Consider the following 25,213-nt stretch of genomic DNA (forward strand, 5'->3'; position numbering starts at 1 on the left):
AACCCCCGGCGCGGTTGCCGCGGAGGGGTGTAGCTCAATTGGCTAGAGCGCCGGTCTCCAAAACCGGAGGTTGGGGGTTCGAGACCCTCCACCCCTGCCAGATTTGACCTGCTTGGCGGCGGCACGTTGCACAACGGCCGCCGTCATGCTTTCAGAGGCCGCATATTGCGGCGACGTTTCAGGACACAGCACCTTGGCCAAACCCGACCCCGTCCAGTTCGTCCGGGAAGTGCGGCAGGAGACCTCCAAGGTCACCTGGCCGACACGCAAGGAGACGCTCATCACCACTGGCCTGGTGCTGGCCCTGTCGGCGCTCGCGGCGGTGTTTTTCCTGATCGTGGACCAGATCATCCAGCTCCTGATGGGCTGGGTGTTCGGTCTGTGACAGCGCAAGCGGGGTTCAGGCCGATGGCCGACAAGCGTTGGTATGTGGTGCATGTCTATTCGGGCTTCGAAAAGAAGATCGCCGAGCAGATTCGCGCGCAGGCGGCCAAATCCGGCCTCGCGGACCGGATCGACGACATCCTGGTGCCGACCGAGCAGGTGACCGAGGTGCGCCGCGGCCAGAAGGTGGACGCCGAGCGCAAGTTCTTCCCGGGCTATGTCCTGGTGAAGATGGAAATGACCGACGACACCTGGCACCTGGTGCGCGACACGCCCAAGGTCACGGGCTTCCTGGGCGCGCGCAACAAGCCCCAGCCGATCACCGAGGCCGAGGCGATGCGCATCGTCAACGCCGTGCAGGAGGGGGCCGAGAAGCCCCGCCGCCCCGCGGTGCTCTTCGAGGTGGGCGAGCAGGTGCGCGTCTCCGACGGCCCCTTCACCAGCTTCAACGGCACGGTGGAAGAGGTGGACGAGGAGAAGGGCCGCGTGAAGGTCAGCGTGTCCATCTTCGGCCGCTCCACCCCCGTGGAGCTGGAATACGGGCAGGTCGAGAAGCTTTAGCCGAATTGCCGGCCGCGCTGCGGCCGGCTTACCCGGCTGTGGTCACGCCGGCCGCCGCCGCGTCTGGCTCCAGCCGATATACAGCCCCGCCCCGCAGATGATGGCGGCCCCCAGCCAAGTCATGCTGTCGGGGAATTCGGTGAACAGCAGCCAGCCCACCGCCACCGAGCCCAGCAGCTGGAAATACTGGAAGGGCGAGATGATGTTGGCCGGCGCGTAGCCGAAGGCCCGCGCGACGCAGTAGTGGCCGAGCGCCCCCAGCACCCCCACCCCGATGAACAGCCCCACATCGAGCAGGCTCGCGGGCGTCAGCCAGACGAAGGGCAGCACCACCAGCATGCCGAAGCCGCCCACGAAGGCGGAATAGAGGGCGGAGGTCTCGGGCGAATCCGAACTCGCGATCAGCCGCGTCAGGATCTGGTAGACGCCATAGGCGGTGGCGCTGGTCAGGATGAAGAGGGAAGCCCAGTGGAACAGTGCCGTTCCGGGCCGGATCACCACCAGCACACCCACGAAGCCGATCAGCAGCGCGATCACGCGCCCCCAGGTGGTCCGTTCCTTCAGCATCGGCCAGGCCAGCAGGGCCACGATCAGTGGTGCCGCCAGCGAGATGGCGGCCGCCTTGGCCAGCGGGATGAAGGCGATGGCGTAGAAAAAGCACAGGTTCGAGGTGAAGAGCATGGAGGACCGCGCCAGCTGCAGCCCCGGCCGCTTGGTGCGGAACAATGCCAGCCCCATCCGCGGCATGAAGAGCGCGGAGAGGAACAGGATGTGCCCGAAGGCCCGCGCCCAGGAGATCTGCAGCGAGGAGTAGTCCTGCCCCAGAAGCTTCGCGAAGCCTCCCATGACGGGGAACAGCAGTCCCGCGGTGACCATGAAGAGGATGCCGACGAGGATGCGGGACGGGGGGGCGATGCTACTCACCGCCGCAGGATGGGGCCGGGGCGCGCGCCGCGTCCAGGGCAGGGGGGGTGGATGCGACCCATGCGCGCCACGAGGGGCACGCATTCCGGGCCGCCGCCAGGGATGGACAGGCCTCGCGTTCCGCGCTACGCGCCCCGCTTCAACCCCGGTGGCCATGCCGCCGGGGTGGAGAAACGCGGGAGGTTGCCCTCGCCCCACTTGGCGGGGGACCGCTGGCACCGCGGGTCTCTCACAACGCGAGAGGACTGAACAGGTTCATGGCAAAGAAGATCGCAGGCTACATCAAGCTGCAGATCCCGGCCGGCAAGGCGAACCCTTCGCCGCCGGTGGGCCCGGCGCTGGGTCAGCGCGGGCTGAACATCATGCAGTTCGTGAAGGAATTCAACGCGGCGACGCAGCAGATGGAGCCGGGCACCCCGACGCCTGTCGTCATCACGGCGTACACGGACCGCACCTTCTCCTTCATCACGAAGACCCCGCCCAACACCTACTTCCTGATGAAGGCGGCGAAGATCGAGAAGGGCAGCAACACGCCCGGCAAGGGCGCCATGGTGGGCCGCGTCACCAAGACGCAGCTGCGTGAGATCGCCCAGGTCAAGATGAAGGACATGAACTGCACCGACGTCGAGAGCGCGGTGCGGATGCTGGCCGGTTCCGCCCGTTCCATGGGCATGACCGTGGTGGAGGGCTGAGCCATGGCAAAGATGACCAAGCGCATGAAGGCCCTCTCCGCCCAGGTGGACGGCGCCAAGCTCTACCCGCTGGAGGAAGCCATCGCCCTGGCCAAGGCCAATGCGAAGGCCAAGTTCGACGAGAGCATCGAGATCTCGATGAACCTCGGCATTGACCCGCGCCATGCCGACCAGATGGTCCGCGGCGTGGTGGGCCTGCCCAACGGCACCGGCAAAACGGTTCGCGTGGGCGTCTTCGCCCGCGGCCCGAAGGCCGAGGAGGCGCTGGCCGCCGGCGCCGACGTGGTGGGCGCCGATGACCTGGCCGCCGCCGTGCAGGAAGGCAAGATCGACTTCGACCGCTGCATCGCGACGCCGGACATGATGGCGCTGGTCGGTCGCCTCGGTAAGGTGCTGGGCCCGCGCGGCCTGATGCCCAACCCCAAGCTCGGCACCGTCACCATGGACGTGAAGGGTGCCGTGACCGCCGCCAAGGCCGGTCAGGTGGAGTTCCGCGCCGAGAAGGCGGGGATCGTCCATGCCGGCATCGGCAAGGCGAGCTTCGACGCCGACAAGCTGCTGGACAACGCCCGCGCCTTCGTGGACGCCATCCAGAAGTCGCGCCCCACGGGCGCCAAGGGCACCTATGTGAAGAAGGTGGCCGTGTCCTCCACCATGGGTCCGGGCGTGAAGGTGGACGTCTCCACCATCGGCGCGGGCTGAACGGAATTCGGCCGGGGCCTTCGGGGCCTGGCCGCGCAGGCGGGGGTTCGCCCCCGCCGATCCTGTCGGAGATTGCAGGTGCCGCCCGGGAACGGGCAGCTTGAAGGGGTCCGCCCCGCCCGCATGAGACGGGGAACCGAGATGCCATTCCTGGGCCACGGGCCCGGGCAATGATGGCTTGGCTTTCCGGCAACGACAGGCGAACGGGGTGGGGGGAATGGTCCCGCCACCCCCGTGTGAACCGGCCGGCGCCCTTCCAAAAGGTTCCGGCCACCGACGGAGACGTGAATTGGACCGCACGGAAAAGCGCGCGTTCGTCGAGTCCCTGGTCGGCGTCTTCGGTGAGACATCCTTCGTGCTCGTCGCCCAGAACAAGGGTCTGACGGTCGCGGCGGTGGATGATCTGCGCCGGAAGATGCGGGCCGCGGGCGCGACGTACAAGGTCGCGAAGAACCGGCTGGCCACTCGCGCCCTCGACGGCACCCGCTTCCAGGGCATCGCGCCGCTGCTGAAGGGTCCGACCGCGCTTGCGTGGTCGACGGACCCTGTGGCGGTGGCGAAGACCGCCGTGGAGTTCGCCAAGACGAACGACAAGTTCGTGATCCTGGGCGGTGCGCTCGGCACCCAGAACCTGGCCCCCGAAGGGGTCAAGGCGCTGGCCGAGCTGCCGTCTCTGGAGACGCTGCGCGCGGGGCTTGTGGGTCTGATCCAGACCCCGGCCACGCGGATCGCCGGGGTGCTGCAGGCACCTGGCGGGCAGATGGCGCGGGTGCTGAAGGCCTATGCGGAGAAGGACGCCGCGTGATCCCGGCCGGGCTTCGCCCCGGCACCGGGTCGCGCGTCCTCTCCCCGCACAGGGGGCCGAGGCTGCCACCGAACACTCTGGCCCTGCCGCGTGGCGCGGTGGGGTTGTCAAGCCACAGTCAAGCTATTAAATCGAAGGAATACGCATATGGCCGATCTCGCTAAGCTCGTTGACGAGCTGTCCGCCCTGACCGTCCTGGAGGCTGCCGAGCTCTCCAAGATGCTGGAAGAGAAGTGGGGCGTCTCCGCCGCCGCGCCGGTGGCCGTTGCCGCCGCGCCGGCCGCCGCCGCCGCCCCCGCCGCCGAGGCGCAGACCGAGTTCACCGTGATCCTCGCCGCCGGTGGCGACAAGAAGATCAACGTGATCAAGGAAATCCGCACGATCACCGGCCTGGGCCTGAAGGAAGCCAAGGACCTGGTCGAGGGCGCGCCGAAGACCGTGAAGGAAAACGTGTCGAAGGAAGAGGCGGACAAGATCAAGAAGGTGCTGGAAGAAAACGGCGCCAAGGTCGAAGTCAAGTAATTCCCGCCGCGCCACCTTCGGCGCAGCGGTTTCTACCAGGTTGGGGCGGGTGGCAATCAGGGTCTGGTTGCCGCCCCTCTGGCTGTTTCGGGGGGCAGGGTGCCCGCTGGAGCCAAACTACCGATGCCGGGCGATGGGTCCGCGCATCAAGCCTTGATAGGAAAGCGGAACAGGCATGAACGCAATCAGCAAGTCGTTCACGGCACGCAAGCGGATCCGCAAGAGCTTCGGGCGGTTGCCCGAGATTGCGCCGATGCCGAACCTGATTGACGTGCAGCGCGCCTCCTACGCCAATTTCCTGCAGATGGAGACGCACCCCGACAGCCGGACCAATACCGGGCTGCAGGAGGTGTTCAAGTCCGTCTTCCCCATCAACGACTTCGCGGGCCGCGGCCGTCTGGAATTCGTCCAGTACGAGCTGGAGGAGCCCAAGTACGACGTCGAGGAATGCATCCAGCGCGGCCTGACCTTCGCCGCGCCGCTGAAGGTGAAGCTGCGCCTGATCGTCTGGGACCTGGACGAGGACACCGGCGCGCGCTCCGTCCGCGACATCAAGGAGCAGGATGTCTACATGGGCGACATGCCGCTCATGACGGACAACGGCACCTTCATCATCAACGGCACCGAGCGCGTCATCGTCAGCCAGATGCACCGCTCGCCCGGCGTGTTCTTCGACCATGACCGCGGCAAGACGCACAGCAGCGGCAAGTACCTGTTCGCCGCGCGGGTCATTCCCTATCGCGGTTCCTGGCTCGACTTCGAGTTCGACGCCAAGGACATCTGCTATGTCCGCATTGACCGCAAGCGCAAGCTGCCGGCCTCCACCCTGCTGATGGCGCTGGACAGCGCCGCCACCGAGGCCAAGCGCGTGGAACGCGCGGCCCAGGGCCTGGAGATGGACCCGGCGGAAATCCGCGGCATGGACGCAGAGGAAATCCTCGCCGCCTTCTATGGCCAGGTGGTCTTCACGCGCTCGCCCAAGGGCTGGTCGCGCGCCTTCGACCCGGACAGTTTCAAGGGCATCAAGCTGCTGGAGCCGCTGGTGGATGCGCGCACCGGCGCCGTGGTGGCCGAGAAGGACACCAAGATGACGCCCCGCGCCGCCCGCAAGATCGCGGAAGCCGGGACGACCGAGGTTCTGGTCGGGCGCGCCGACCTGCTGGGCCGCTTCATGGCCGAGGACCTCGTGAACTACGAGACCGGCGAGATTTGGGCCGAGGCCGGCGAGGAGCTGACGGAAGCCAAGCTCGCCGCCATCGAGGATGCCGGGCTGGACCGCCTGCCCACGCTGGCCATCGACCAGTCCGTCGGCCCCTGGATCCGCAACACCCTGACGGTGGACAAGAACAGCAACCGCGAAGAAGCGCTGATGGACATCTACCGGGTCATGCGCCCGGGCGAGCCGCCGACGCCGGAAACCGCGGAGACGCTGTTCAAGGGCCTGTTCTTCGACGCCGACCGCTATGACCTTTCGGCGGTGGGTCGCGTGAAGATGAACATGCGCCTGGGCTTCTCGCTGGAGGAGGCGCCGGACTACCTGCGCACGCTGCGCAAGCAGGACATCGTCAGCACCATGCGCGTGCTGATGGACCTGAAGGATGGCCGCGGCTCCATCGACGACATCGACAACCTCGGCAACCGGCGCGTGCGCTCGGTGGGCGAGCTGATGGAGAACCAGTACCGCGTCGGCCTGCTGCGCATGGACCGCGCGATCAAGGAGCGCATGGGGTCGGTGGATATCGACACCGTGATGCCGCATGACCTGATCAACGCGAAGCCGGCGGCGGCGGCGGTGCGTGAATTCTTCGGCAGCAGCCAGCTGTCGCAGTTCATGGACCAGACCAATCCGCTCTCCGAGGTGACGCACAAGCGCCGCCTTTCGGCGCTTGGCCCGGGCGGTCTGACCCGCGAACGTGCCGGCTTCGAGGTGCGCGACGTGCACCCGACGCATTACGGCCGCATCTGCCCCATCGAGACGCCGGAAGGGCCCAACATCGGCCTCATCAACTCGCTCGCCACCTTCGCGCGGGTGAACAAGTACGGCTTCATCGAGACGCCCTACCGCCTCGTGAAGGACGGCATGATCGTGGGCGAGCCGCGCTACCTCTCCGCCATGGAGGAGGAGAAGCTGGTCGTCGCCCAGGCCGATGCCGAGGTGGATGCCGGCACGGGCCAGTTCCTCAGCGAACTCGTCAGCGTGCGCCAGGGCGGCGACTTCCGCCTGGTGAAGCCCGAGGAGGTGACGGCGATCGACGTCTCGCCGAAGCAGCTCGTTTCGGTGGCCGCCGCGCTGATCCCGTTCCTGGAGAATGACGACGCCAACCGCGCGCTGATGGGCTCCAACATGCAGCGCCAGGCCGTGCCGCTCATCAAGAGCGACGCGCCGCTGGTGGGTACGGGCATGGAAGCCGCGGTGGCGCGGGATTCGGGCGCGGCCATCTCGGCCCGCCGCGAAGGCGTGGTGGACCAGATCGACGGCGCGCGCATCGTGGTGCGCGCGACGGGCGGTGACGGGCAGACCACGGGCGTGGACATCTATCGTCTGCGGAAGTTCCAGCGTTCCAACCAGAGCACCTGCATCAACCAGCGCCCGCTGGTGAAGGTGGGTGACCGGGTGAGCCCGGGCGAGATCATCGCCGACGGCCCCAGCACGGAGCTGGGCGAGCTGGCGCTGGGCCGCAACGTGCTCTGCGCCTTCATGCCCTGGAACGGCTACAACTTCGAGGACTCCATCCTCATCAGCGAGCGCATCGCGCGCGACGACGTGTTCACCTCCATTCACATCGAGGAATTCGAGGTGATGGCGCGCGACACGAAGCTGGGCCAGGAGGAGATCAGCCGCGACATCCCGAATGTCGGCGAGGAAGCGCTGCGCAACCTCGACGAGGCGGGCATCGTCTATGTCGGCGCCGAGGTGCACCCTGGTGACATCCTCGTCGGCAAGGTGACGCCAAAGGGCGAAAGCCCGATGACGCCGGAGGAGAAGCTGCTCCGTGCCATCTTCGGCGAGAAGGCCAGCGATGTGCGCGACACCTCGCTGCGCCTGCCGCCCGGTGTGTCCGGCACCATCGTGGATGTGCGCGTGTTCAGCCGCCGCGGCGTGGACAAGGATGAGCGCGCGATGGCGATCGAGCGCGCCGAAATCGAGCGCCTGGCCAAGGACCGCGACGACGAGAAGGCCATCCAGGAGCGCAGCTTCTACGGCCGTCTGCGCGAGCGTCTGCTGAACCGCAAGGCCAGCGGCGGCTTCAAGGGCGTGAAGGCCGGCACCGTCATCACCGACGAGGTGCTGGAGCAGTTCGCCAAGGCGACCTGGCGCCAGATTGCGGTGGCGGACGATGCCGCCATGGCCGAGATCGAGGCGCTGAAGCGCGAATTCGACGCGGCGGTGGAGCGGCTGCAGAAGCGTTTCGACAGCAAGGTCGAGAAGCTGCAGCGCGGCGACGAGCTGCCGCCTGGCGTGATGAAGATGGTCAAGGTCTTCGTGGCGGTGAAGCGCAAGCTGCAGCCCGGTGACAAGATGGCCGGCCGCCACGGCAACAAGGGCGTGGTCTCCCGCGTGGTGCCCATCGAGGACATGCCCTTCCTGGAAGATGGGACGAGCGTGGACCTGGTGCTGAACCCGCTGGGCGTGCCCTCGCGCATGAACGTCGGTCAGATCCTGGAGACGCATCTGGGCTGGGCCTGCGCCAATCTCGGCCGCCAGGTCGGTGAGCTGGTGGAGGATTTCCGCCGCTCCTCCGCCGTGCGGGACGAGCTGCACGCGAAGCTGCGCGAGGTCTATGGCGAGGAGGTGTTCGAACGCGACATCGCCCCCATGGACGAGGACCAGCTGATCGAGCTGTGCGACAACCTGAAGAAGGGCATCCCCATCGCGACGCCCGTCTTCGACGGTGCCCGCATGGGTGACATCGAGGGCATGCTGGAGCGCGCGGGCCTCGACACCTCGGGCCAGGTCTGGCTGCACGATGGCCGCTCGGGCGAGCGGTTCGAGCGCAAGGTGACGGTCGGCTACATCTACATGCTGAAGCTGCACCACCTGGTGGATGACAAGATCCACGCGCGTTCGATCGGCCCCTACAGCCTCGTCACCCAGCAGCCGCTGGGCGGCAAGGCGCAGTTCGGTGGACAGCGCTTCGGCGAGATGGAGGTCTGGGCGCTGGAAGCCTACGGCGCCGCCTACACGCTGCAGGAGATGCTGACGGTGAAGTCGGACGACGTGTCCGGCCGCACCAAGGTCTATGAGGCGATCGTCCGCGACCAGGACAGCTTCGAGGCCGGCATCCCCGAGAGCTTCAACGTCCTGGTGAAGGAGCTGAAGTCCCTCGGCCTGAACGTGGACCTCGAGAATCGCGGCCCCTGATTTCGCATTTCGCGGGGCGCCCTGACGCGCCCCGCCCACACCCCTTCAACGCCCGGCGTGCGCGCCGGGCAGAGAGCGAGGCGGCATGAACGAGCTGATGAAGATCCTGGGCCAGACCGGCCAGGCGATGACCTTCGACCAGATCAAGATCTCCATGGCCTCGCCGGAGCAGATCCGCTCCTGGTCGTATGGCGAGATCAAGAAGCCCGAGACCATCAACTACCGCACCTTCAAGCCGGAGCGGGACGGGCTGTTCTGCGCCCGCATCTTCGGGCCGATCAAGGACTACGAGTGCCTGTGCGGCAAGTACAAGCGGATGAAGTTCCGCGGCATCGTCTGCGAGAAGTGCGGCGTGGAAGTGACGCTCGCCAAGGTACGGCGCGAGCGCATGGGCCATATCGAGCTGTCGGCGCCCGTCGCGCACATCTGGTTCCTGAAGTCCCTGCCCAGCCGCGTCGGCCTGATGGTGGACATGTCGCTGAAGGAGCTGGAGAAGGTTCTCTACTTCGAGAGCTATGTGGTGCTGGAGCCGGGCCTGACGGACCTGAAGCTGCACTCGCTCGTGAACGAGGACCAGCTCTACCAGAAGCAGGAGGAGTTCGGTGAGGACGCCTTCCGCGTGGGCATCGGCGCCGAGGCGGTGAAGGAGATCCTGGCCGGGCTCGACATGGGCAAGGAAGGCACGCGCCTGCGCGCGGAGCTGAAGGAGACCACCAGCGAGGCCAAGCGCAAGAAGCTGGTGAAGCGCCTGAAGCTGATCGAGGCCTTCAGCGAATCCGGCGCGCGTCCGGAGTGGATGATCCTGGACGTCGTCCCGGTGATCCCGCCCGAGCTGCGCCCGCTGGTGCCGCTCGATGGCGGCCGCTTCGCGACCTCGGACTTGAACGACCTGTATCGCCGCGTCATCAACCGCAACAACCGCCTGAAGCGGCTGATCGAGCTGCGCGCGCCCGACATCATCGTGCGCAACGAGAAGCGGATGCTGCAGGAGGCGGTGGACGCGCTGTTCGACAATGGTCGCCGCGGCCGCGCCATCACGGGCACCAACAAGCGCCCTCTGAAGTCGCTCTCCGACATGCTGAAGGGCAAGCAGGGCCGGTTCCGGCAGAACCTGCTGGGCAAGCGCGTGGACTATTCGGGCCGCTCGGTCATCGTGGTGGGCCCGGAGCTGAAGCTGCACCAGTGCGGCCTGCCGAAGAAGATGGCGCTGGAGCTGTTCAAGCCCTTCATCTACTCGAAGCTGGAGAAGTACGGCCACGCCTCCACCATCAAGCAGGCGAAGCGGATGGTGGAGAAGGAGCGTCCCGAGGTGTGGGACATCCTGGAGGAAGTGATCCGCGAGCACCCGGTGCTGCTGAACCGCGCCCCCACCCTGCACCGCCTGGGTATCCAGGCCTTCGAGCCGGTGCTGGTCGAGGGCAAGGCCATCCAGCTGCATCCGCTGGTCTGCACCGCCTTCAACGCCGACTTCGACGGCGACCAGATGGCGGTCCACGTGCCGCTCAGCCTGGAAGCGCAGCTCGAAGCGCGCGTGCTGATGATGTCCACCAACAACATCCTCAGCCCCGCGAACGGCAAGCCGATCATCGTGCCGTCGCAGGACATCGTGCTCGGCATCTACTACCTCAGCCTGGAGACGCCGGAATTCCTCGCGACCGAGGAAAAGGACGCGCCGCTGCTGGGTGAGCTGGCCGAGATCGAGCACGCGCTCTCGGTCGGCGCCATCACGCTGCACCAGAAGATCCGCACCCGCCGCGAGACGATGAACGCGGACGGCCAGCTGGTGATGGAGCGCGTGGTGACCACGGCGGGCCGCATGCTGATGGGCGCCCTGCTGCCCAAGCACCCGGCGCTGCCCTACAGCCTGCTGAACCGGCTGCTGACGAAGAAGACCATCTCCGACGTGATTGACGCGGTATACCGTCACTGCGGCCAGAAGGAGAGCGTGATCTTCGCCGACCGCCTGATGGGTCTCGGCTTCCGTCACGCGGCGAAGGCCGGCATCTCCTTCGGCAAGAACGACATGATGATCCCGGCCGAGAAGGAAGGCCTGATCGCCACCACCAAGGCCGAGGTGAAGGAGTTCGAGCAGCAGTATCTCGACGGCCTCATCACCTCGGGCGAGCGCTACAACAAGGTCGTGGACGCCTGGTCGCGCTGCACGGATGCCGTCGCCGGCGCGATGATGAAGGAGATCCAGAAGCAGGAGATCGGCCGTCCGACCAACTCCGTCTGGATGATGTCGCATTCCGGTGCGCGCGGTTCGCCGGCGCAGATGCGCCAGCTGGCCGGCATGCGCGGGCTGATGGCCAAGCCCTCGGGCGAGATCATCGAGCAGCCGATCATCTCGAACTTCAAGGAAGGCCTGACCGTGCTGGAGTACTTCAACTCCACCCACGGCGCCCGCAAGGGCCTGGCCGACACGGCGCTGAAGACGGCGAACTCGGGCTATCTGACGCGGCGTCTCGTGGACGTGGCGCAGGACTGCATCATCATGGAAGATGATTGCGGGACGGAGCGCGGGCTGAACGTGCGCGCGGTGATGGATGGCGGTGACGTCGTCTCCTCCATCAGCGAACGTATCCTGGGCCGGACCTCGCAGGAGGACATCATCGACCCGGCGACGGGCGAGATCATCGTCCCCCGCAACACGCTCATCGAGGAAGCGGCCGCCGAGCGTGTGGAGGCGGCGGGCGTCGAGGCGGTGATGATCCGCTCGGTGCTGACCTGCGAATCCAAGCAGGGCGTCTGCGGCCATTGCTATGGCCGCGACCTGGCGCGCGGCACGCCGGTGAACATGGGTGAGGCGGTGGGCGTCATCGCGGCCCAGTCCATCGGTGAGCCGGGCACGCAGCTGACGATGCGCACCTTCCACATCGGTGGCGCGGCGCAGCGTGGCGCCGAGCAGTCGGCGGTGGAGGCCACGACGGAAGCGACGGCGAAGCTGCTGAACCTCAGCCTCGTCACCAACAGCTCCGGCGCGCCCATCGTGATGAGCCGCAATTGCGAAGTGCTGCTGATGGATGCGAATGGCCGCGAACGCGCCCGCTTCCGCATCCCCTACGGCGCCAAGCTGCTTATCCAGGATGGCGATGTGGTGACGCGCGGCCAGAAGCTGGCCGAGTGGGACCCGTTCACCCTTCCCATCCTCACGGAGCGGGCGGGCCGCGTCGAATACGCCGACCTGATCGAGGGCATCACCCTTGTCGAGCGACAGGACGAGGTGACGGGCCTCAGCTCCAAGGTCGTGGTGGACTACAAGTCCGCGGCGAAGGGCGTGGACCTGCGGCCGCGAATCGTCATGAAGGATGAGCGGGGCGAGGTGCTGAAGCTGCCCAACGGGGCCGAGGCGCGCTACTTCCTCAGCCCCGACACGGTGCTCAGCGTGGACAATGGCGCCATGGTGGAAGCCGGCGACGTGGTGGCCCGCATGCCGCGCGAATCCTCCAAGACGCGCGACATCACGGGTGGTCTGCCCCGCGTGGCCGAGCTGTTCGAGGCCCGCCGGCCCAAGGATGCCGCCATCATCAGCGACATCGACGGGCGGGTGGAGTTCGGCAAGGACTACAAGGCCAAGCGCCGCGTCATCGTGAAGAGCGAGCCTCTGGGCGACGAGCCGCCGATCGAGCGCGAGTACCTGGTGCCGAAGGGCAAGCACGTCTCGGTGCAGGAAGGCGACTATGTGAAGGCCGGCGACCCGTTGGTGGACGGCCCCCGCGTGCCGCACGACATCCTGCGCGTGCTGGGCGTGGAGGCGTTGGCCAACTACCTCGTGAACGAGATCCAGGACGTGTATCGTCTGCAGGGCGTGAAGATCAACGACAAGCACATCGAGGTGATCGTTCGCCAGATGCTGCAGAAGGTCGAGATCCTCGAGCCCGGCGACACGACCTTCCTGATCGGCGAGCAGGTGGACCGCTTCGAGTTCGACGCGGAGAACGAGAAGCGGCTGCGACTCGGCGAGCGCCCCGCGCGGGCCGAGCCGGTGCTGCAGGGCATCACCAAGGCCAGCCTGCAGACGCAGAGCTTCATTTCGGCCGCCTCCTTCCAGGAGACGACCCGCGTGCTCACCGAGGCGGCCACGGCCGGCAAGGTGGACAACCTGGGTGGCCTCAAGGAGAACGTGATCGTGGGGCGCCTGATCCCCGCGGGCACGGGCTCGGTGATGAACCGCCTGCGTGCCATCGCCGCGCAGCGTGACAGCGGGCGCCTGCCGGCGGCCGCGCCGGCGCTGCCGGAGCCCGACGGCCGCCCCGCGGCGGCGGAATAGGGCCCTGTGCCAGGGGCGGGGGTTAACGACCTTTGCCCCGGCTTTTACCGGCGGGGTTCACTTGACTCCGCCGGGGTGGGTGCGTATCACACCCGCCTTGCCCGAGGGTGGTTTCGGCTTCCTTTGGGTGTGTTGGTTCAAACGCCTTGCTTCGGACGCCGCCCTTTTCGGAGGGCTCAGGCCCGGAGTTGACGCGGTGGCCCGGTCGGAGCGCAAGCGCGCCCGCCGGGCCGCGTGTCGTTTGGTGCGCGACCTGGGAAACGATTAAGGTTACGAAGGGGCGTCATGCCGACGATCAACCAGCTCATCGCGCAGGGGCGCGAGCCGCGGAGGAGCCAGAACAAGGTTCCGGCCCTGCAGGGTTGCCCGCAGAAGCGCGGCGTCTGCACGCGCGTCTACACGACCACGCCGAAGAAGCCGAACTCGGCGCTTCGTAAGGTCGCGAAGGTGCGCCTGACCAATGGTTTCGAGGTGGTGAGCTACATCCCCGGTGAAGGCCACAACCTGCAGGAGCACTCGGTGGTGCTGATCCGTGGCGGGCGCGTGAAGGACCTTCCCGGTGTGCGCTACCACATCCTGCGCGGTGTTCTGGATACGCAGGGCCTGCCGAAGCGGCGCAAGCGGCGCTCGCTCTACGGCGCCAAGCGGCCGAAGTGAGGGTCTGAGAGATGTCGCGTCGTCACAGCGCCGAGAAGCGCGAAGTTCTGCCGGACCCCAAGTTCGGTGATGTCGTCCTCAGCCGTTTCATGAACGTGCTGATGTATGACGGCAAGAAGAGCATTGCTGAAGGCATCGTCTATGCCGCCATGGACACGCTGAAGCGCAAGGGTGGCCCCAACAGCGACCCGCTGCGGCTGTTCCATGAGGCGCTGGACAATGTGAAGCCGGCCGTCGAGGTGCGTTCGCGCCGCGTCGGTGGCGCCACCTACCAGGTGCCTGTCGAGGTCCGCCCCGAGCGGCGCCAGGCGCTGGCCATCCGTTGGCTGATCGACGCCGCCCGCAAGCGCGGCGAAAGCACCATGGAAGAGCGCCTCTCCGGCGAGCTGATGGATGCGGTGAACAACCGCGGCACTGCTGTGAAGAAGCGCGAAGACACGCACCGCATGGCCGAAGCCAACAAGGCCTTCAGCCACTACCGCTGGTAATTCGGCGCCCTGGGCGCCTTTGAGACCCCTTTCGGATTGGATGCACGACGATGGCCAAGGCGAAGTTTGAGCGGAACAAGCCGCACTGCAACATTGGGACGATCGGCCATGTGGATCATGGCAAGACGTCATTGACGGCGGCTATCACGAAGACGCTGGCGAAGACGGGTGGTGCGACGTTCACGGCGTACGACCAGATCGACAAGGCGCCTGAGGAGCGCGCGCGCGGGATCACGATCTCGACGGCGCATGTGGAATACGAGACGCAGAACCGCCATTACGCGCATGTGGACTGCCCTGGCCACGCGGACTACGTGAAGAACATGATCACGGGTGCCGCGCAGATGGACGGCGCGATCCTGGTGGTGTCGGCGGCGGACGGCCCGATGCCGCAGACGCGCGAGCACATCCTGCTGGCGCGCCAGGTGGGCGTTCCCGCGCTGGTGGTGTTCCTGAACAAGATGGACATGGCGGACCCCGACCTGGTCGAGCTGGTGGAGATGGAGGTGCGCGAGCTTCTGTCCTCCTACCAGTTCCCTGGCGACGACATCCCCATCATCAAGGGCTCGGCGCTGTGCGCGCTGGAAGACAAGCAGCCTGAGATCGGTGAGCAGGCGGTGCTGGCGCTGATGGCGGCGGTGGACAGCTACATTCCGCAGCCCGAGCGCGCGATCGACCGTCCGTTCCTGATGCCGGTCGAGGACGTGTTCTCGATCTCGGGTCGCGGCACGGTGGTGACGGGTCGCGTGGAGCGCGGCGTGATCAAGGTCGGTGAGGAAGTCGAGATCGTGGGCCTGAAGGACACGGTGAAGACGGTCGTCACGGGCGTTGAGATGTTCCGCAAGCTGCTGGACCAGGGCCAGGCGGGCGACAACATCGGCGCGCTGCTGCGCGGCACGAAGCGCGAGGATGTGGAGCGTGGCCAGGTTCTGGCGGCGCCCGGTTCGATCAAGCCGCACTCGAAGTTCAAGGCCGAGGCGTACATCCTGACGAAGGAGGAGGGCGGCCGCCACACGCCGTTCTTCACGAACTACCGTCCGCAGTTCTACTTCCGCACGACGGACGTGACGGGCGTGGTGCAGCTGCCGGAAGGTGTCGAGATGGTGATGCCCGGCGACAACGTCTCGATGGACGTGGAGCTGATCGCGCCGATCGCGATGGATGAGGGCCTTCGTTTCGCGATCCGCGAGGGTGGCCGCACCGTGGGTGCGGGCGTCGTCGCCAGCATTTCGAAGTAAGGCAGGCGTCACTTCCATGGACAGCCAGAACATCCGCATCCGCCTCAAGGCGTTCGATCACCGCGTGCTGGATGGCAGCACGCGGGAGATCGTGAACACCGCGAAGCGGACGGGCGCGCGCGTGCGGGGCCCGATCCCGCTGCCGACGCAGATCGAGCGCTTCACGGTGAACCGCTCGCCCCATGTGGACAAGAAGAGCCGCGAGCAGTTTGAAATCCGCACGCATCGTCGCCTTCTCGACATTGTCGACCCCACCCCGCAGACCGTGGACGCGCTGATGAAGCTCGACCTCGCCTCCGGCGTGGACGTCGAGATCAAGATCTGAGGATCCGGTCATGGCCACCCAGACCCGGACTGGTCTGCTCGCGCGCAAGCTCGGCATGACCCGTCTGTTCAACGAAGACGGATCGAGCACGCCGGTGACGGTGCTGCATGTGGATGCCGTGCGCGTCGTGGCGCAGCGGACCGAGGAGACCGACGGCTACACCGCCGTGCAGGTCGGCCTCGGCACCGCCAAGCCCAAGAACGTGTCGAAGCCCAACCGCGGCCATTTCGCCAAGGCGGGCGTCGAGGCGCCGATGAAGGTCGTCGAATTCCGCGTGGCGCCTGAGGCGATGCTGCCGGCCGGCACCGTTCTGTCCGCGGCGCATTTCGTGCCCGGCCAGAAGGTGGACGTGACGGGCACCTCGAAGGGCAAGGGCTTCGCGGGTGCGATGAAGCGCTGGAACTTCGCGGGCCTCGAAGCCTCGCACGGCGTGTCCATCAGCCACCGCTCGCACGGCTCCACCGGCAACCGCCAGGATCCGGGCAAGACCTTCAAGAACAAGAAGATGGCCGGCCATCTCGGTGTCGAGCGCATCACCACCCAGAACCTCGAGATCGCCGGGCATGACCTGGAGCGGGGCCTGTTGCTGGTGAAGGGCGCGGTGCCTGGTTCCGCCGGAAGCTACGTCATGGTGCGCGACGCGGTGAAGCGCGCGCGCCCCGCCGACGCGCCTTTCCCCGCGGCGACGGTCTGAGGATCGAGGACAATGCAGGTCAACGTCATCACGCTGGACAACGCACCGGCCGGCTCCGCGGAGCTGCCGGAAGAGCTGTTCGGCGCCGCGCCCCGCGCGGACATCATGGCGCGCGTCGTGCACTGGCAGCTCGCGAAGCGCCGGGCCGGCACGCACAAGGCGAAGGGCATGGGCGAGGTCTCCGGGACCACGAAGAAGCCCTACCGCCAGAAGGGCACGGGCAGCGCCCGCCAGGGCTCGCTGCGCGCGCCGCAGTTCCGCACGGGTGGCGTGGTCCACGGGCCGGTGGTCCGTGACCATGGCTACTCGCTGAACAAGAAGGTGCGTCGCCTCGGCCTGATCTCGGCGCTGAGCCAGAAGGCCAAGGACGGCAAGCTCGTGGTACTCGACACCGCGGCGGGCGAGGCCGATGCCAAGACGAGCGTCATGGCCAAGCGCGTGAAGGCGCTGGGCTGGACCTCGGCCCTGGTGGTGGATGCGCAGGTGGACGAGATCTTCGCCCGCACGCTGCGCAACATCCCCGGCATGGACGCGCTGCCGACGGCGGGCGCGAATGTGTACGACATCCTGAAGCATGACGTGCTCGTGGTCACCCGCGCCGGCGTCGAAGCCCTGAAGGAGCGGCTGGCATGAGCGCGTCCATCAGCAAGCCCAAGGCTGCGCCCAAGATTTCGGGCGAGCGGATGTACCAGGCCATCCTCTCTCCCCTCGTCACCGAGAAGGCGACGGGGCTGAGCGAGCAGGGCCAGTATGTCTTCCGCGTGGCGCTCGATGCTTCCAAGCCCGAGATCAAGCAGGCGGTCGAAGGCCTGTTCGGTGTCAGCGTGGTGGCGGTGAACACCCTCGTGATGAAGGGCAAGACCAAGCGCTTCAAGGGCCGTCCTGGCCAGCGCTCGGACTGGAAGAAGGCGGTGGTGCGCCTGGCCGAAGGCCAGAGCATCGACCTCACGACGGGGCTTTCGTAACGCCATGGCGCTGAAGAACTTCAACCCGGTCACGCCGAGCCTTCGCGGCACGGTCCTGATCGACCGCAGCAGCCTGTGGAAGGGCAAGCCCGTGAAGGGCTTGACCGAGGGCAAGTCGCATTCCGGCGGCCGCAACAACCACGGCCACATCACCGTCCGGTTCCGGGGCGGCGGGCACAAGCAGTCCTACCGCGTGGTGGACTTCAAGCGCCGCGCCAAGTTCGGCGTGCCCGCGGTGGTGGAGCGGATCGAGTATGATCCGAACCGCACGGCCTTCATCGCGCTGCTGAAGTACGAGGATGGCGAGCTGGCCTACATCATCGCGCCGCAGCGCCTGAAGGTGGGCGACGCCGTGATCGCGGCCGAGCGCGCTGACATCAAGCCGGGCAACGCCATGCCGCTGGCCTCGATCCCCGTGGGCACCGTGATCCACAACATCGAGATCAAGCCGGGCGCCGGTGCCAAGATCGCGCGTTCCGCCGGCACCTTCGCCCAGCTCGTGGGCAAGGATGCGGGTCTGGCGCAGATCAAGCTGATGTCGGGCGAGGTGCGGACCGTGCGCAGCGAGTGCATCGCGAGCATCGGCGCCGTGTCCAACCCGGACAACAGCAACCAGCACCTGGGCAAGGCCGGCCGTTCGCGCTGGCTGGGCCGCAAGCCGCACAACCGCGGCGTGACCATGAACCCGGTCGACCACCCGCATGGTGGTGGCGAGGGCCGCACCTCGGGCGGCCGTCATCCCGTGACGCCCTGGGGCAAGCCCACCAAGGGTGCCAAGACCCGCAACAACAAGCGGACGGATCGCAATATCGTGCGCCGCCGCAACGCGACGAAGGGCTGAACCGATGCCGCGCAGCGTTTGGAAAGGCCCGTTCGTGGACGGGTACCTCCTGGCGAAGGCCGATGCGGCCCGTGCTTCGACGCGCAACGAGGTCATCAAGACCTGGTCGCGCCGCAGCACGATCCTGCCGCAATTCGTGGGCCTCACCTTTGGGGTCTACAATGGCCGGAAGTTCCTGCCGGTGCAGGTGACGGAGAACATGGTGGGGCACAAGCTCGGCGAATTCTCGCCGACGCGGACCTTCGGCGGCCACTCGGCCGACAAGAAGGCGAAGCGGAACTGAGCCGATGAGCAAGCCCCAACACCCCCGTGGTCTCACGGATTCCGAGGCGCAGGCGGTCACGCGGAATATCCGCGTGAGCCCGCGCAAGCTGAACGAAGTGGCCGCGATGATCCGTGGCGCGAAGGCGCAGGATGCCGTCGCGACGCTGACCTTCAGCAAGCGCCGCATCGCGCAGACGGTGAAGAAGACGCTCGAGAGCGCCATCGCCAATGCCGAGAACAACCACCAGCTCGACGTGGACCGCCTGGTCGTCAGCCACGCCGAGGTGGGCCGTGCCATCGTCATGAAGCGCTTCCACGCCCGTGGCCGCGGCAAGTCCTCCCGCATCGAGAAGTGGTTCAGCCACCTCAAGATCGTGGTGGCGGAGCAGCAGGTGGCGAAGGCGAAGAGCGAAGCGGAGGCCGCGTAAATGGGTCATAAAGTCAATCCGATCGGCCTCCGGCTCGGTATCAACCGCACCTGGGACAGCCGCTGGTTCGCCGGCCGCGACTATGCGCGCCTGCTCCATGACGACCTCAAGCTGCGCGAGACGCTGAAGGACCGCCTGAAGTCCGCCGGCGTGTCGAAGGTGGTGGTGGAGCGTCCGGCGAAGAAGCCGCGCGTGACCATCCATGCTGCGCGGCCTGGCGTCGTCATCGGCAAGAAGGGCGCGGACATCGACCAGCTCCGCAAGGAACTGAGCGTGCGCGCCGGCGCCGAGGTGTCGCTGAACATCCTCGAGATCCGCAAGCCCGAGCTGGACGCCACCCTGGTGGCCGAGAGCATTGCGCAGCAGCTCGAGCGTCGCGTGGCCTTCCGCCGCGCCATGAAGCGCGCGGTGCAGTCCGCCATGCGCCTGGGCGCGCTGGGCATCCGGATCAACTGCTCCGGCCGCCTGGGCGGCGCCGAGATCGCGCGCATGGAGTGGTACCGCGAGGGCCGCGTGCCCCTGCACACGCTGCGCGCGGACATCGACTACGGGATCGCGACCGCGAAGACGACCTATGGCACCTGCGGTGTGAAGGTCTGGATCTTCAAGGGCGAGATCATGGCCCATGACCCGATGGCGCAGGACCGCCGGGCGCAAGAACAAGCGCCGCAGCGGTAAGGATTGTGAGCAATGCTGCAGCCTAAGCGAACCAAATTCCGGAAGGCCCACAAGGGCCGGATCAAGGGTGATGCCAAGGGTGGCTTCACCCTGACCTTCGGCGGCTATGGCCTGAAGGCGCTGGAGCCCGAGCGTGTGACGGCCCGCCAGATCGAGGCGGCCCGCCGTGCGATCACGCGCGCCATGAAGCGCCAGGGCCGGGTGTGGATCCGCATCTTCCCGGACGTGCCCGTCTCGACCAAGCCCGCGGAAGTCCGCATGGGCTCGGGCAAGGGCGCGCCCGAATACTGGGTGGCCCGGGTGAAACCCGGCCGCATCATGTTCGAGATTGACGGCGTACCCGTCGAGGTGGCGCGTGAAGCGCTCGACCTCGGCGCGGCGAAGCTGCCCATCCGGACCAAGATGGTCACGCGCCTCGGCGCGGCGGCGGAGGCCTGAGGGCGATGACGAAGATCGTGGATATCCGCGCGAAGTCCGGCGACGAGCTGAACGGGATGCTGCTGGACCTCCGCAAGGAGCAGTTCAACCTGCGCTTCCAGCGGGCCACCGGCCAGCTCGAGGCGCTGGGCCGCATCAAGGCCGTCCGCCGCGACATCGCGCGCGTGAAGACCATCATGGCCGAGCGTTCGCGCGCGGCTTCCTCCAACAAGGCTTAAGAGGAGACCACGGCAATGCCGAAGCGAGTCCTCACGGGCCGGGTCGTCAGTGACAAGATGGACAAGACGATCACCGTCTTGGTCGAGCGTCGCGTGATGCATCCGCTCTACAAGAAGTTCATCCGCCGCTCGAAGAAGTATGCGGCGCATGACGAGGAAAACCTGTGCAAGGAAGGCGACCTGGTGTCCATCCAGGAATGCCCTCCGCTGTCCAAGCGCAAGAGCTGGACGGTCGTTGCCCGCAACGGCGAAGCCGTGGCTGAGGGAGCGCAGGCATGATCTCCGTCGAGAGCAACCTGGACGTCGCCGACAACTCGGGCGCGCGTCGGGTGCAGTGCATCAAGGTGCTGGGCGGCTCGAAGCGCCGCACCGCCTCGGTGGGCGACATCATCGTGGTGGCCGTGCAGGAAGCCATTCCCCGCGGCAAGGTGAAGAAGGGCTCGGTCGAGCGCGCGGTCATCGTGCGCACGGCCTACCCGGTGCGCCGCTCCGATGGCTCCGCGATCCGCTTCGACCGCAACGCGGCCGTGCTGATCAACAAGGCGGGCGAGCCGATCGGCACGCGCATCTTCGGCCCGGTGGTGCGTGAGCTGCGTGCGCGCAAGTTCATGAAGATCATCTCGCTGGCGCCGGAGGTGCTGTAACATGGCGGCGAAGATCAAGAAGGGCGACCGGGTTCAGGTGCTGACCGGCCGCGACAAGGGCAAGCGCGGTGAAGTGCTGCGCGTGACGCCGACCGAGGGCCGCGCGCTGGTGCAGGGCGTGAACCTGGTGAAGAAGCATACCAAGCAGACCCGGGTGGGCGAGACGGGCGGCATCGTCTCCAAGGAGGCGCCGATCCAGCTCTCCAACCTGGCGCTGATTGACCCGAAGACGGACAAGCCCACGCGCGTCGGTTTCCGCATCCTCGAGGATGGGAAGAAGGTGCGCGTCGCCAAGGGCTCTGGTGAGGTGCTCGACGCATGAGCGGGACGAAGAACAAGGGCGGCAAGGCGCCGGCCCAGGGCAAGAAGCCCGATGCGGCCGAGGGCTCCTCGCGCCGTGGCGACATGGTGCCCGCGGCCCCCGGGCCCGCCGTCGCCATTCCGCCCGAGATGGCGCGGCTGCAGAAGCTCTATGCCGATGTCGTGCGCCCGGCCATGCAGAAGGAGTTCTCCTATGAGAACCCGATGCAGGTGCCCAAGCTCGAGAAGATCGTGATCAACATGGGCGTGGGCGAAGCCGCGGCGGACCAGAAGAAGCTGGACGCGGCGGTGGCCGACCTGACGATGATCTCGGGCCAGAAGCCGGTTCGCACCCATGCGAAGAAGGCGATCGCGGGCTTCAAGATCCGCGAAGGCCAGGCGATCGGCTGCAAGGTCACGCTGCGCAAGGCGCGCATGTACGAGTTCCTGGACCGCCTGGTCACCATCGCGCTCCCGCGCGTGCGTGACTTCCGCGGGCTGCCGGGCAACAAGGGCTTCGATGGCCGGGGCAACTACGCCCTGGGCCTGAAGGAGCAGATCGTGTTCCCCGAAATCAACTATGACAAGGTGGACGCGGTGCGCGGCATGGACATCGTGTTCGTCACGACGGCGAAGACGGACAAGGAAGCCAAGGCTCTGCTGAAGGCTTTCGACCTCCCCTTCACCAACTGATCAACCGGGAAAACCGCGGGTGAAAGCCCGCAGGTTCCAAAGGACCACAGACCCTATGGCCAAGACCTCTTCCGTCGAGAAGAACAAGCGCCGCGAGAAGCTCGCGGGGCAGCACGCCAAGAAGCGCGCCGCCCTGAAGGCTGTCGTGATGGACCGTGACGCGCCCATCGAGGACCGCTTCGACGCGACGCTGCGCCTCGCGCAGATGCCGCGCAACGCGGCCAAGGTGCGCATCCGCCTGCGCTGCGAGGTGACCGGGCGTCCGCGCGGCAATTATCGGAAGTTCAAGCTCTGCCGCAACCAGCTGCGGGATCTGGCCAACAAGGGCCAGCTCCCCGGTGTGGTCAAGGCAAGCTGGTAAGGAGCGGCCCATGTCCATGTCCGACCCGTTGGGCGACCTGCTCACCCGCATCCGCAACGCGCATGGCGCGCGCCAGACCAAGTGCCTGGCGCCGGCCAGCCGGTTGAAGACCGATGTGCTCGACGTGCTGAAGCGCGAAGGCTATATCCGCGCCTGGCGCGTGGAAGAGCTGCGTCCCGGCATCAGCCAGATCGAGATCGAGCTGAAGTATTCCGAGGGCGAGCCCGCCATCAAGGAAATCAGCCGCGTCTCCAAGCCCGGCCGGCGCGTCTATTCGAAGATCAAGGAACTGCCGAAGTTCTACAACGGCCTCGGCATCCAGATCCTGTCCACGCCCCGCGGCGTGATGAGCGACACCGAGGCCCGCGCTGCCAATGTTGGCGGCGAAGTCCTCTGCCGCGTGTTCTGATGGGGGTGCGGCATGTCTCGCGTTGGTAAGTATCCCGTTCCCGTTCCCGCTGGCGTCCAGGTGACGCTGGCCGGCCGGACGCTGAAGGCCAAGGGCAAGCTGGGCGAACTCTCGCTCGAGCTGACCGAGTTCGTGGATGTGGAGATCAGCCCCGATCAGGTGGCCGTCTCCCCCCGCGGCGAGGACCGGCGCGCGCGCACCCTCTGGGGCACGACGCGCAGCCTGGTCGAAGGCATGGTGAAGGGCGTTTCCGTTGGCTACACCAAGTCCATGGAAATCACCGGCACCGGCTACAAGGCCGCGATGCAGGGCAATGACCTGGTGCTGAACCTGGGCTACAGCCACGAAATCCGCTATCCCGCCCCGGCCGGCATCAAGATCACTTGCGAGCGTCCGACCGCCGTGAAGGTGGAAGGGATCGACAAGCAGAAGGTCGGCCAGGTGGCGGCGGAAATCCGCGGCTATCGTGGTCCCGAGCCCTACAAGGGCAAGGGCATCAAGTACGACAACGAGGTCATCCTCCGTAAGGAGGGGAAGAAGAAGTAATGCCCAAGAAGCTTGCTCTGCAGGAACGGCGCCGCGCGCGGCTCCGCTACCAGCTCAAGGTCAAGGGCGGCGGGCGTGCGCGCCTGTCCGTCTTCCGCTCCGGCCGGCACATCTATGCGCAGGTGATCGACGACGCGGCGGGTCGCACGGTGGCCGCGGCCTCCTCGCTCGAGAAGACGCTGCGCGACAGCCTCAAGACCGGCGCGGACAAGGACGCGGCGGTGACGGTTGGCAAGCTGGTGGCCGAGCGTGCGCTCGCGGCCGGCGTTTCCGCCGTGGTCTTCGACCGCGGCCCTTATCTGTATCATGGCCGCGTGAAAGCGCTGGCGGACGCCGCCCGTGAGGGCGGTCTGTCCTTCTGACGCGCGGGGAGAGAGCATATGGCACGTGAACCGCGAAGCGGCGGCGAAGGCGAGAACCGGGGGCGCGGCCGTGGCCGCGACCGCGACCAGAATCGCAACCAGCCCGAGCGCGACCAGGGCGACGAGCTGCAGGACAAGCTGGTCACCATCAACCGCGTCGCCAAGGTGGTGAAGGGCGGGCGTCGCTTCAGCTTCGCCGCGCTGGTGGTCGTGGGTGACCAGAAGGGCCGCGTGGGCTGGGGTTCCGGCAAGGCGCGCGAGGTGCCCGAGGCCATCCGCAAGGCGACCGAGCGTGCGAAGCGCGGCATGGTCCGCGTGCCGATGCGCGAGGGCCGCACCCTGCATCATGACGTGATCGGCGAGTTCGGCGCCGGCCGCGTGATCCTGCGCGCGGCCCCGGCCGGTACGGGCATCATCGCGGGTGGCCCCATGCGCGCCGTCTTCGAGACGCTGGGCATGGGCGACGTGGTGGCGAAGTGCACGGGCACGACGAACCCGCACAACATGGTGAAGGCGACCTTCGCGGCGCTGACCCGGGCGACCAGCCCGCGCAGCGTGGCGACCCGCCGCGGCAAGAAGGTGTCGGACCTGCTGGGCCCCCGCAAGGACGGTGCCGAGGTCCAGGAGGCGGCCAATGTCTGATGCGAAGAAGACGGTGCGCGTGACCCAGGTCGCGTCCGGCAATGGGCGCAAGCCCGGCCAGCAGGACACGCTGAAGGGTCTCGGCCTGAACAAGATCAACCGCTCGCGCGAGCTGGAGGACACGCCCGCGGTGCGCGGCATGATCCGCAAGGTCGCGCATCTGGTGAAGGTGGAAGGCTGACCACGGTCAGCCTTCCCCAAGGTATATCATCCGAACGGCGGCCGGGGCGCGAGGGCGCGGAGGCCCACCCGGCCGGTCATTGGAGAGTGTCATGAAGCTCAACGAATTGCGCGACAACGAGGGCGCGCGGCCCAAGTTCAAGCGCATCGGGCGCGGGATCGGCTCCGGCAAGGGCAAGACCGGCGGCCGCGGCGTGAAGGGCCAGAAGGCGCGTACGGGCGTGTCGCTGAACGGGTTCGAGGGCGGTCAGCTCCCGATCTATCGGCGTATGCCCAAGCGCGGCTTCAAGAACATCTTCCGCAAGGATTATGCGCCCTTGAACATCGGCGTGCTGGACGCGGCGATCGAGGCCGGCAAGCTGCCGGCGTCGGGCGTGATCACCGAGGCGATGCTGCGCGAGGCCGGCATCGTGGCGCGCAGCGGCAAGTATGTGGGCGTGCGCCTCCTGGGCCGTGGCGAGATCACCCGTGCGGTCGAGATCAGCGTCTCCGGCGCCTCGGCCACGGCGCTGGCCGCCATGGAGGCGGCGGGCGGCAAGGTGATCCTCCCCGAGGCTGCCGCGGCCGAGTGATCGGCCGCGCGGCGCCACGCGTGATCCGCGCGGGGGCGGCGCGATTG

33 protein-coding genes and 1 tRNA gene are annotated in these 25,213 nt (G+C 67.2%); 33 read left to right on the plus strand and 1 reads right to left on the minus strand.

The features are described 5' to 3' along the window. Positions 1-23: 23 nt before the first annotated feature. From ICW72_RS17840 to nusG, 3 genes are all read left to right on the plus strand, one after another. Positions 24-100 (plus strand) — tRNA-Trp (locus tag ICW72_RS17840). Positions 101-193: 93 nt separating this feature from the next. Next, complete coding sequence (secE, locus tag ICW72_RS17845) at positions 194-385, plus strand: preprotein translocase subunit SecE (protein WP_184385281.1); 192 nt, start codon at positions 194-196, stop codon at positions 383-385. Positions 386-408: 23 nt separating this feature from the next. Continuing rightward, positions 409-945 carry a transcription termination/antitermination protein NusG gene (gene nusG, locus ICW72_RS17850; RefSeq protein ID WP_184385283.1) on the plus strand — a complete coding sequence of 179 codons (537 nt, stop codon included), beginning with the start codon at positions 409-411 and terminating at the stop codon, positions 943-945. A 42-nt stretch (positions 946-987) separates the two neighbouring features. Here the strand turns inward: nusG and ICW72_RS17855 are convergent, their stop codons facing one another. Next, the gene (locus ICW72_RS17855; RefSeq protein ID WP_191083922.1) at positions 988-1,869 is read right to left on the minus strand and encodes a DMT family transporter; all 882 of its coding nucleotides are present in this window, start codon (positions 1,867-1,869) and stop codon (positions 988-990) included. Between the two features lie 257 nt (positions 1,870-2,126). On the opposite strand from ICW72_RS17855, the gene rplK reads away from it, so the two are divergent. From rplK to rplO, 30 genes are all read left to right on the plus strand, one after another. Further along, positions 2,127-2,561, plus strand: coding sequence for a 50S ribosomal protein L11 (gene rplK / locus ICW72_RS17860; RefSeq protein WP_191083923.1), 435 nt, complete (start codon positions 2,127-2,129; stop codon positions 2,559-2,561). Positions 2,562-2,564: 3 nt separating this feature from the next. Continuing rightward, a complete protein-coding gene (gene rplA, locus ICW72_RS17865) occupies positions 2,565-3,263 on the plus strand; it encodes a 50S ribosomal protein L1 (RefSeq protein WP_191083924.1) in 699 nt (232 codons plus the stop codon). 289 nt (positions 3,264-3,552) lie between these two features. Further along, entirely contained in the window at positions 3,553-4,068 is a 516-nt protein-coding gene (gene rplJ / locus ICW72_RS17870) for a 50S ribosomal protein L10 (RefSeq protein WP_184385289.1), read from the plus strand. Positions 4,069-4,215: 147 nt separating this feature from the next. Continuing rightward, on the plus strand, positions 4,216-4,590 hold the full coding sequence (gene rplL, locus ICW72_RS17875; RefSeq protein ID WP_191083925.1) for a 50S ribosomal protein L7/L12: 375 nt from the start codon (positions 4,216-4,218) through the stop codon (positions 4,588-4,590). A 175-nt stretch (positions 4,591-4,765) separates the two neighbouring features. Then, positions 4,766-8,953 carry a DNA-directed RNA polymerase subunit beta gene (gene rpoB / locus ICW72_RS17880; protein ID WP_191083926.1) on the plus strand — a complete coding sequence of 1,396 codons (4,188 nt, stop codon included), beginning with the start codon at positions 4,766-4,768 and terminating at the stop codon, positions 8,951-8,953. A gap of 85 nt (positions 8,954-9,038) precedes the next feature. Next, entirely contained in the window at positions 9,039-13,223 is a 4,185-nt protein-coding gene (gene rpoC / locus ICW72_RS17885; protein ID WP_191083927.1) for a DNA-directed RNA polymerase subunit beta', read from the plus strand. Between the two features lie 285 nt (positions 13,224-13,508). Further along, on the plus strand, positions 13,509-13,880 hold the full coding sequence (gene rpsL, locus ICW72_RS17890; protein WP_184385297.1) for a 30S ribosomal protein S12: 372 nt from the start codon (positions 13,509-13,511) through the stop codon (positions 13,878-13,880). An 11-nt stretch (positions 13,881-13,891) separates the two neighbouring features. Continuing rightward, positions 13,892-14,368, plus strand: a complete 477-nt coding sequence (gene rpsG / locus ICW72_RS17895) for a 30S ribosomal protein S7 (protein ID WP_184385299.1) — start codon at positions 13,892-13,894, stop codon at positions 14,366-14,368. Positions 14,369-14,418: 50 nt separating this feature from the next. Continuing rightward, complete coding sequence (gene tuf / locus ICW72_RS17900; RefSeq protein ID WP_191083928.1) at positions 14,419-15,606, plus strand: elongation factor Tu; 1,188 nt, start codon at positions 14,419-14,421, stop codon at positions 15,604-15,606. Between the two features lie 16 nt (positions 15,607-15,622). After that, positions 15,623-15,931 carry a 30S ribosomal protein S10 gene (gene rpsJ / locus ICW72_RS17905; RefSeq protein WP_027285682.1) on the plus strand — a complete coding sequence of 103 codons (309 nt, stop codon included), beginning with the start codon at positions 15,623-15,625 and terminating at the stop codon, positions 15,929-15,931. A gap of 10 nt (positions 15,932-15,941) precedes the next feature. Beyond that, the gene (rplC, locus tag ICW72_RS17910; protein ID WP_191083929.1) at positions 15,942-16,625 is read left to right on the plus strand and encodes a 50S ribosomal protein L3; all 684 of its coding nucleotides are present in this window, start codon (positions 15,942-15,944) and stop codon (positions 16,623-16,625) included. 12 nt (positions 16,626-16,637) lie between these two features. Then, positions 16,638-17,258 (plus strand): 50S ribosomal protein L4, encoded by a 621-nt coding sequence (gene rplD / locus ICW72_RS17915; protein WP_191083930.1) that lies wholly within the window; start codon positions 16,638-16,640, stop codon positions 17,256-17,258. A 35-nt stretch (positions 17,259-17,293) separates the two neighbouring features. Beyond that, positions 17,294-17,590 (plus strand): 50S ribosomal protein L23, encoded by a 297-nt coding sequence (locus ICW72_RS17920; RefSeq protein ID WP_191086323.1) that lies wholly within the window; start codon positions 17,294-17,296, stop codon positions 17,588-17,590. A 4-nt stretch (positions 17,591-17,594) separates the two neighbouring features. Next, positions 17,595-18,431 carry a 50S ribosomal protein L2 gene (rplB, locus tag ICW72_RS17925; protein WP_184385305.1) on the plus strand — a complete coding sequence of 279 codons (837 nt, stop codon included), beginning with the start codon at positions 17,595-17,597 and terminating at the stop codon, positions 18,429-18,431. A gap of 4 nt (positions 18,432-18,435) precedes the next feature. After that, a complete protein-coding gene (rpsS, locus tag ICW72_RS17930) occupies positions 18,436-18,714 on the plus strand; it encodes a 30S ribosomal protein S19 (protein ID WP_184385307.1) in 279 nt (92 codons plus the stop codon). Positions 18,715-18,718: 4 nt separating this feature from the next. Next, positions 18,719-19,123, plus strand: a complete 405-nt coding sequence (gene rplV, locus ICW72_RS17935; protein ID WP_191083931.1) for a 50S ribosomal protein L22 — start codon at positions 18,719-18,721, stop codon at positions 19,121-19,123. Next, positions 19,124-19,801: a 30S ribosomal protein S3 gene (gene rpsC / locus ICW72_RS17940; RefSeq protein ID WP_184385311.1), complete on the plus strand. Its 678-nt coding sequence runs from the start codon at positions 19,124-19,126 to the stop codon at positions 19,799-19,801. Between the two features lie 12 nt (positions 19,802-19,813). Beyond that, on the plus strand, positions 19,814-20,239 hold the full coding sequence (rplP, locus tag ICW72_RS17945) for a 50S ribosomal protein L16 (RefSeq protein WP_184385313.1): 426 nt from the start codon (positions 19,814-19,816) through the stop codon (positions 20,237-20,239). A 5-nt stretch (positions 20,240-20,244) separates the two neighbouring features. Next, the gene (gene rpmC, locus ICW72_RS17950) at positions 20,245-20,457 is read left to right on the plus strand and encodes a 50S ribosomal protein L29 (RefSeq protein WP_184385315.1); all 213 of its coding nucleotides are present in this window, start codon (positions 20,245-20,247) and stop codon (positions 20,455-20,457) included. 15 nt (positions 20,458-20,472) lie between these two features. After that, positions 20,473-20,736: a 30S ribosomal protein S17 gene (rpsQ, locus tag ICW72_RS17955; RefSeq protein ID WP_184385317.1), complete on the plus strand. Its 264-nt coding sequence runs from the start codon at positions 20,473-20,475 to the stop codon at positions 20,734-20,736. Beyond that, positions 20,733-21,101, plus strand: a complete 369-nt coding sequence (gene rplN, locus ICW72_RS17960) for a 50S ribosomal protein L14 (RefSeq protein WP_191083932.1) — start codon at positions 20,733-20,735, stop codon at positions 21,099-21,101. The genes rpsQ and rplN overlap by 4 nt, the downstream gene beginning before the upstream one ends. Before the next feature lies 1 nt (position 21,102). Then, positions 21,103-21,423 carry a 50S ribosomal protein L24 gene (rplX, locus tag ICW72_RS17965; RefSeq protein WP_191083933.1) on the plus strand — a complete coding sequence of 107 codons (321 nt, stop codon included), beginning with the start codon at positions 21,103-21,105 and terminating at the stop codon, positions 21,421-21,423. Between the two features lie 128 nt (positions 21,424-21,551). Then, positions 21,552-22,094 carry a 50S ribosomal protein L5 gene (gene rplE / locus ICW72_RS17970; protein WP_184385561.1) on the plus strand — a complete coding sequence of 181 codons (543 nt, stop codon included), beginning with the start codon at positions 21,552-21,554 and terminating at the stop codon, positions 22,092-22,094. A 55-nt stretch (positions 22,095-22,149) separates the two neighbouring features. Continuing rightward, positions 22,150-22,455, plus strand: a complete 306-nt coding sequence (gene rpsN / locus ICW72_RS17975; protein WP_184385324.1) for a 30S ribosomal protein S14 — start codon at positions 22,150-22,152, stop codon at positions 22,453-22,455. 10 nt (positions 22,456-22,465) lie between these two features. Beyond that, positions 22,466-22,864 (plus strand): 30S ribosomal protein S8, encoded by a 399-nt coding sequence (rpsH, locus tag ICW72_RS17980; RefSeq protein WP_184385326.1) that lies wholly within the window; start codon positions 22,466-22,468, stop codon positions 22,862-22,864. Between the two features lie 12 nt (positions 22,865-22,876). Continuing rightward, on the plus strand, positions 22,877-23,410 hold the full coding sequence (rplF, locus tag ICW72_RS17985) for a 50S ribosomal protein L6 (protein WP_191083934.1): 534 nt from the start codon (positions 22,877-22,879) through the stop codon (positions 23,408-23,410). After that, complete coding sequence (rplR, locus tag ICW72_RS17990) at positions 23,410-23,772, plus strand: 50S ribosomal protein L18 (RefSeq protein WP_184385330.1); 363 nt, start codon at positions 23,410-23,412, stop codon at positions 23,770-23,772. The genes rplF and rplR overlap by 1 nt, the downstream gene beginning before the upstream one ends. 18 nt (positions 23,773-23,790) lie before the next feature. Continuing rightward, entirely contained in the window at positions 23,791-24,414 is a 624-nt protein-coding gene (gene rpsE / locus ICW72_RS17995; protein WP_184385332.1) for a 30S ribosomal protein S5, read from the plus strand. Further along, positions 24,407-24,595: a 50S ribosomal protein L30 gene (gene rpmD / locus ICW72_RS18000; RefSeq protein ID WP_184385333.1), complete on the plus strand. Its 189-nt coding sequence runs from the start codon at positions 24,407-24,409 to the stop codon at positions 24,593-24,595. The genes rpsE and rpmD overlap by 8 nt, the downstream gene beginning before the upstream one ends. 91 nt (positions 24,596-24,686) lie before the next feature. Next, on the plus strand, positions 24,687-25,166 hold the full coding sequence (gene rplO / locus ICW72_RS18005) for a 50S ribosomal protein L15 (protein ID WP_191083935.1): 480 nt from the start codon (positions 24,687-24,689) through the stop codon (positions 25,164-25,166). Positions 25,167-25,213 lie beyond the last annotated feature (47 nt).

Source organism: Roseococcus microcysteis (assembly GCF_014764365.1).
GTDB classification, from domain to species: Bacteria; Pseudomonadota; Alphaproteobacteria; order Acetobacterales; family Acetobacteraceae; genus Roseococcus; species Roseococcus microcysteis.

Coding starts and splice junctions, on each gene's coding strand:
- rpmD (WP_184385333.1), top strand. CDS start 24,407: ATGTCTGATGCGAAGAAGACGGTGCGCGTGACCCAGGTCGCGTCCGGC.
- rplO (WP_191083935.1), top strand. CDS start 24,687: ATGAAGCTCAACGAATTGCGCGACAACGAGGGCGCGCGGCCCAAGTTC.
- rplL (WP_191083925.1), top strand. CDS start 4,216: ATGGCCGATCTCGCTAAGCTCGTTGACGAGCTGTCCGCCCTGACCGTC.
- rplF (WP_191083934.1), top strand. CDS start 22,877: ATGTCTCGCGTTGGTAAGTATCCCGTTCCCGTTCCCGCTGGCGTCCAG.
- rpsG (WP_184385299.1), top strand. CDS start 13,892: ATGTCGCGTCGTCACAGCGCCGAGAAGCGCGAAGTTCTGCCGGACCCC.
- rpsC (WP_184385311.1), top strand. CDS start 19,124: ATGGGTCATAAAGTCAATCCGATCGGCCTCCGGCTCGGTATCAACCGC.
- rplV (WP_191083931.1), top strand. CDS start 18,719: ATGAGCAAGCCCCAACACCCCCGTGGTCTCACGGATTCCGAGGCGCAG.
- rplB (WP_184385305.1), top strand. CDS start 17,595: ATGGCGCTGAAGAACTTCAACCCGGTCACGCCGAGCCTTCGCGGCACG.
- rpsN (WP_184385324.1), top strand. CDS start 22,150: ATGGCCAAGACCTCTTCCGTCGAGAAGAACAAGCGCCGCGAGAAGCTC.
- nusG (WP_184385283.1), top strand. CDS start 409: ATGGCCGACAAGCGTTGGTATGTGGTGCATGTCTATTCGGGCTTCGAA.
- rplR (WP_184385330.1), top strand. CDS start 23,410: ATGCCCAAGAAGCTTGCTCTGCAGGAACGGCGCCGCGCGCGGCTCCGC.
- rpoB (WP_191083926.1), top strand. CDS start 4,766: ATGAACGCAATCAGCAAGTCGTTCACGGCACGCAAGCGGATCCGCAAG.
- rpmC (WP_184385315.1), top strand. CDS start 20,245: ATGACGAAGATCGTGGATATCCGCGCGAAGTCCGGCGACGAGCTGAAC.
- tuf (WP_191083928.1), top strand. CDS start 14,419: ATGGCCAAGGCGAAGTTTGAGCGGAACAAGCCGCACTGCAACATTGGG.
- rpsE (WP_184385332.1), top strand. CDS start 23,791: ATGGCACGTGAACCGCGAAGCGGCGGCGAAGGCGAGAACCGGGGGCGC.
- rpoC (WP_191083927.1), top strand. CDS start 9,039: ATGAACGAGCTGATGAAGATCCTGGGCCAGACCGGCCAGGCGATGACC.
- rplD (WP_191083930.1), top strand. CDS start 16,638: ATGCAGGTCAACGTCATCACGCTGGACAACGCACCGGCCGGCTCCGCG.
- rplN (WP_191083932.1), top strand. CDS start 20,733: ATGATCTCCGTCGAGAGCAACCTGGACGTCGCCGACAACTCGGGCGCG.
- rplA (WP_191083924.1), top strand. CDS start 2,565: ATGGCAAAGATGACCAAGCGCATGAAGGCCCTCTCCGCCCAGGTGGAC.
- rplX (WP_191083933.1), top strand. CDS start 21,103: ATGGCGGCGAAGATCAAGAAGGGCGACCGGGTTCAGGTGCTGACCGGC.
- rplC (WP_191083929.1), top strand. CDS start 15,942: ATGGCCACCCAGACCCGGACTGGTCTGCTCGCGCGCAAGCTCGGCATG.
- rpsS (WP_184385307.1), top strand. CDS start 18,436: ATGCCGCGCAGCGTTTGGAAAGGCCCGTTCGTGGACGGGTACCTCCTG.
- rplP (WP_184385313.1), top strand. CDS start 19,814: ATGCTGCAGCCTAAGCGAACCAAATTCCGGAAGGCCCACAAGGGCCGG.
- rpsQ (WP_184385317.1), top strand. CDS start 20,473: ATGCCGAAGCGAGTCCTCACGGGCCGGGTCGTCAGTGACAAGATGGAC.
- rpsL (WP_184385297.1), top strand. CDS start 13,509: ATGCCGACGATCAACCAGCTCATCGCGCAGGGGCGCGAGCCGCGGAGG.
- rplK (WP_191083923.1), top strand. CDS start 2,127: ATGGCAAAGAAGATCGCAGGCTACATCAAGCTGCAGATCCCGGCCGGC.
- rpsJ (WP_027285682.1), top strand. CDS start 15,623: ATGGACAGCCAGAACATCCGCATCCGCCTCAAGGCGTTCGATCACCGC.
- rplE (WP_184385561.1), top strand. CDS start 21,552: ATGGCGCGGCTGCAGAAGCTCTATGCCGATGTCGTGCGCCCGGCCATG.
- rpsH (WP_184385326.1), top strand. CDS start 22,466: ATGTCCATGTCCGACCCGTTGGGCGACCTGCTCACCCGCATCCGCAAC.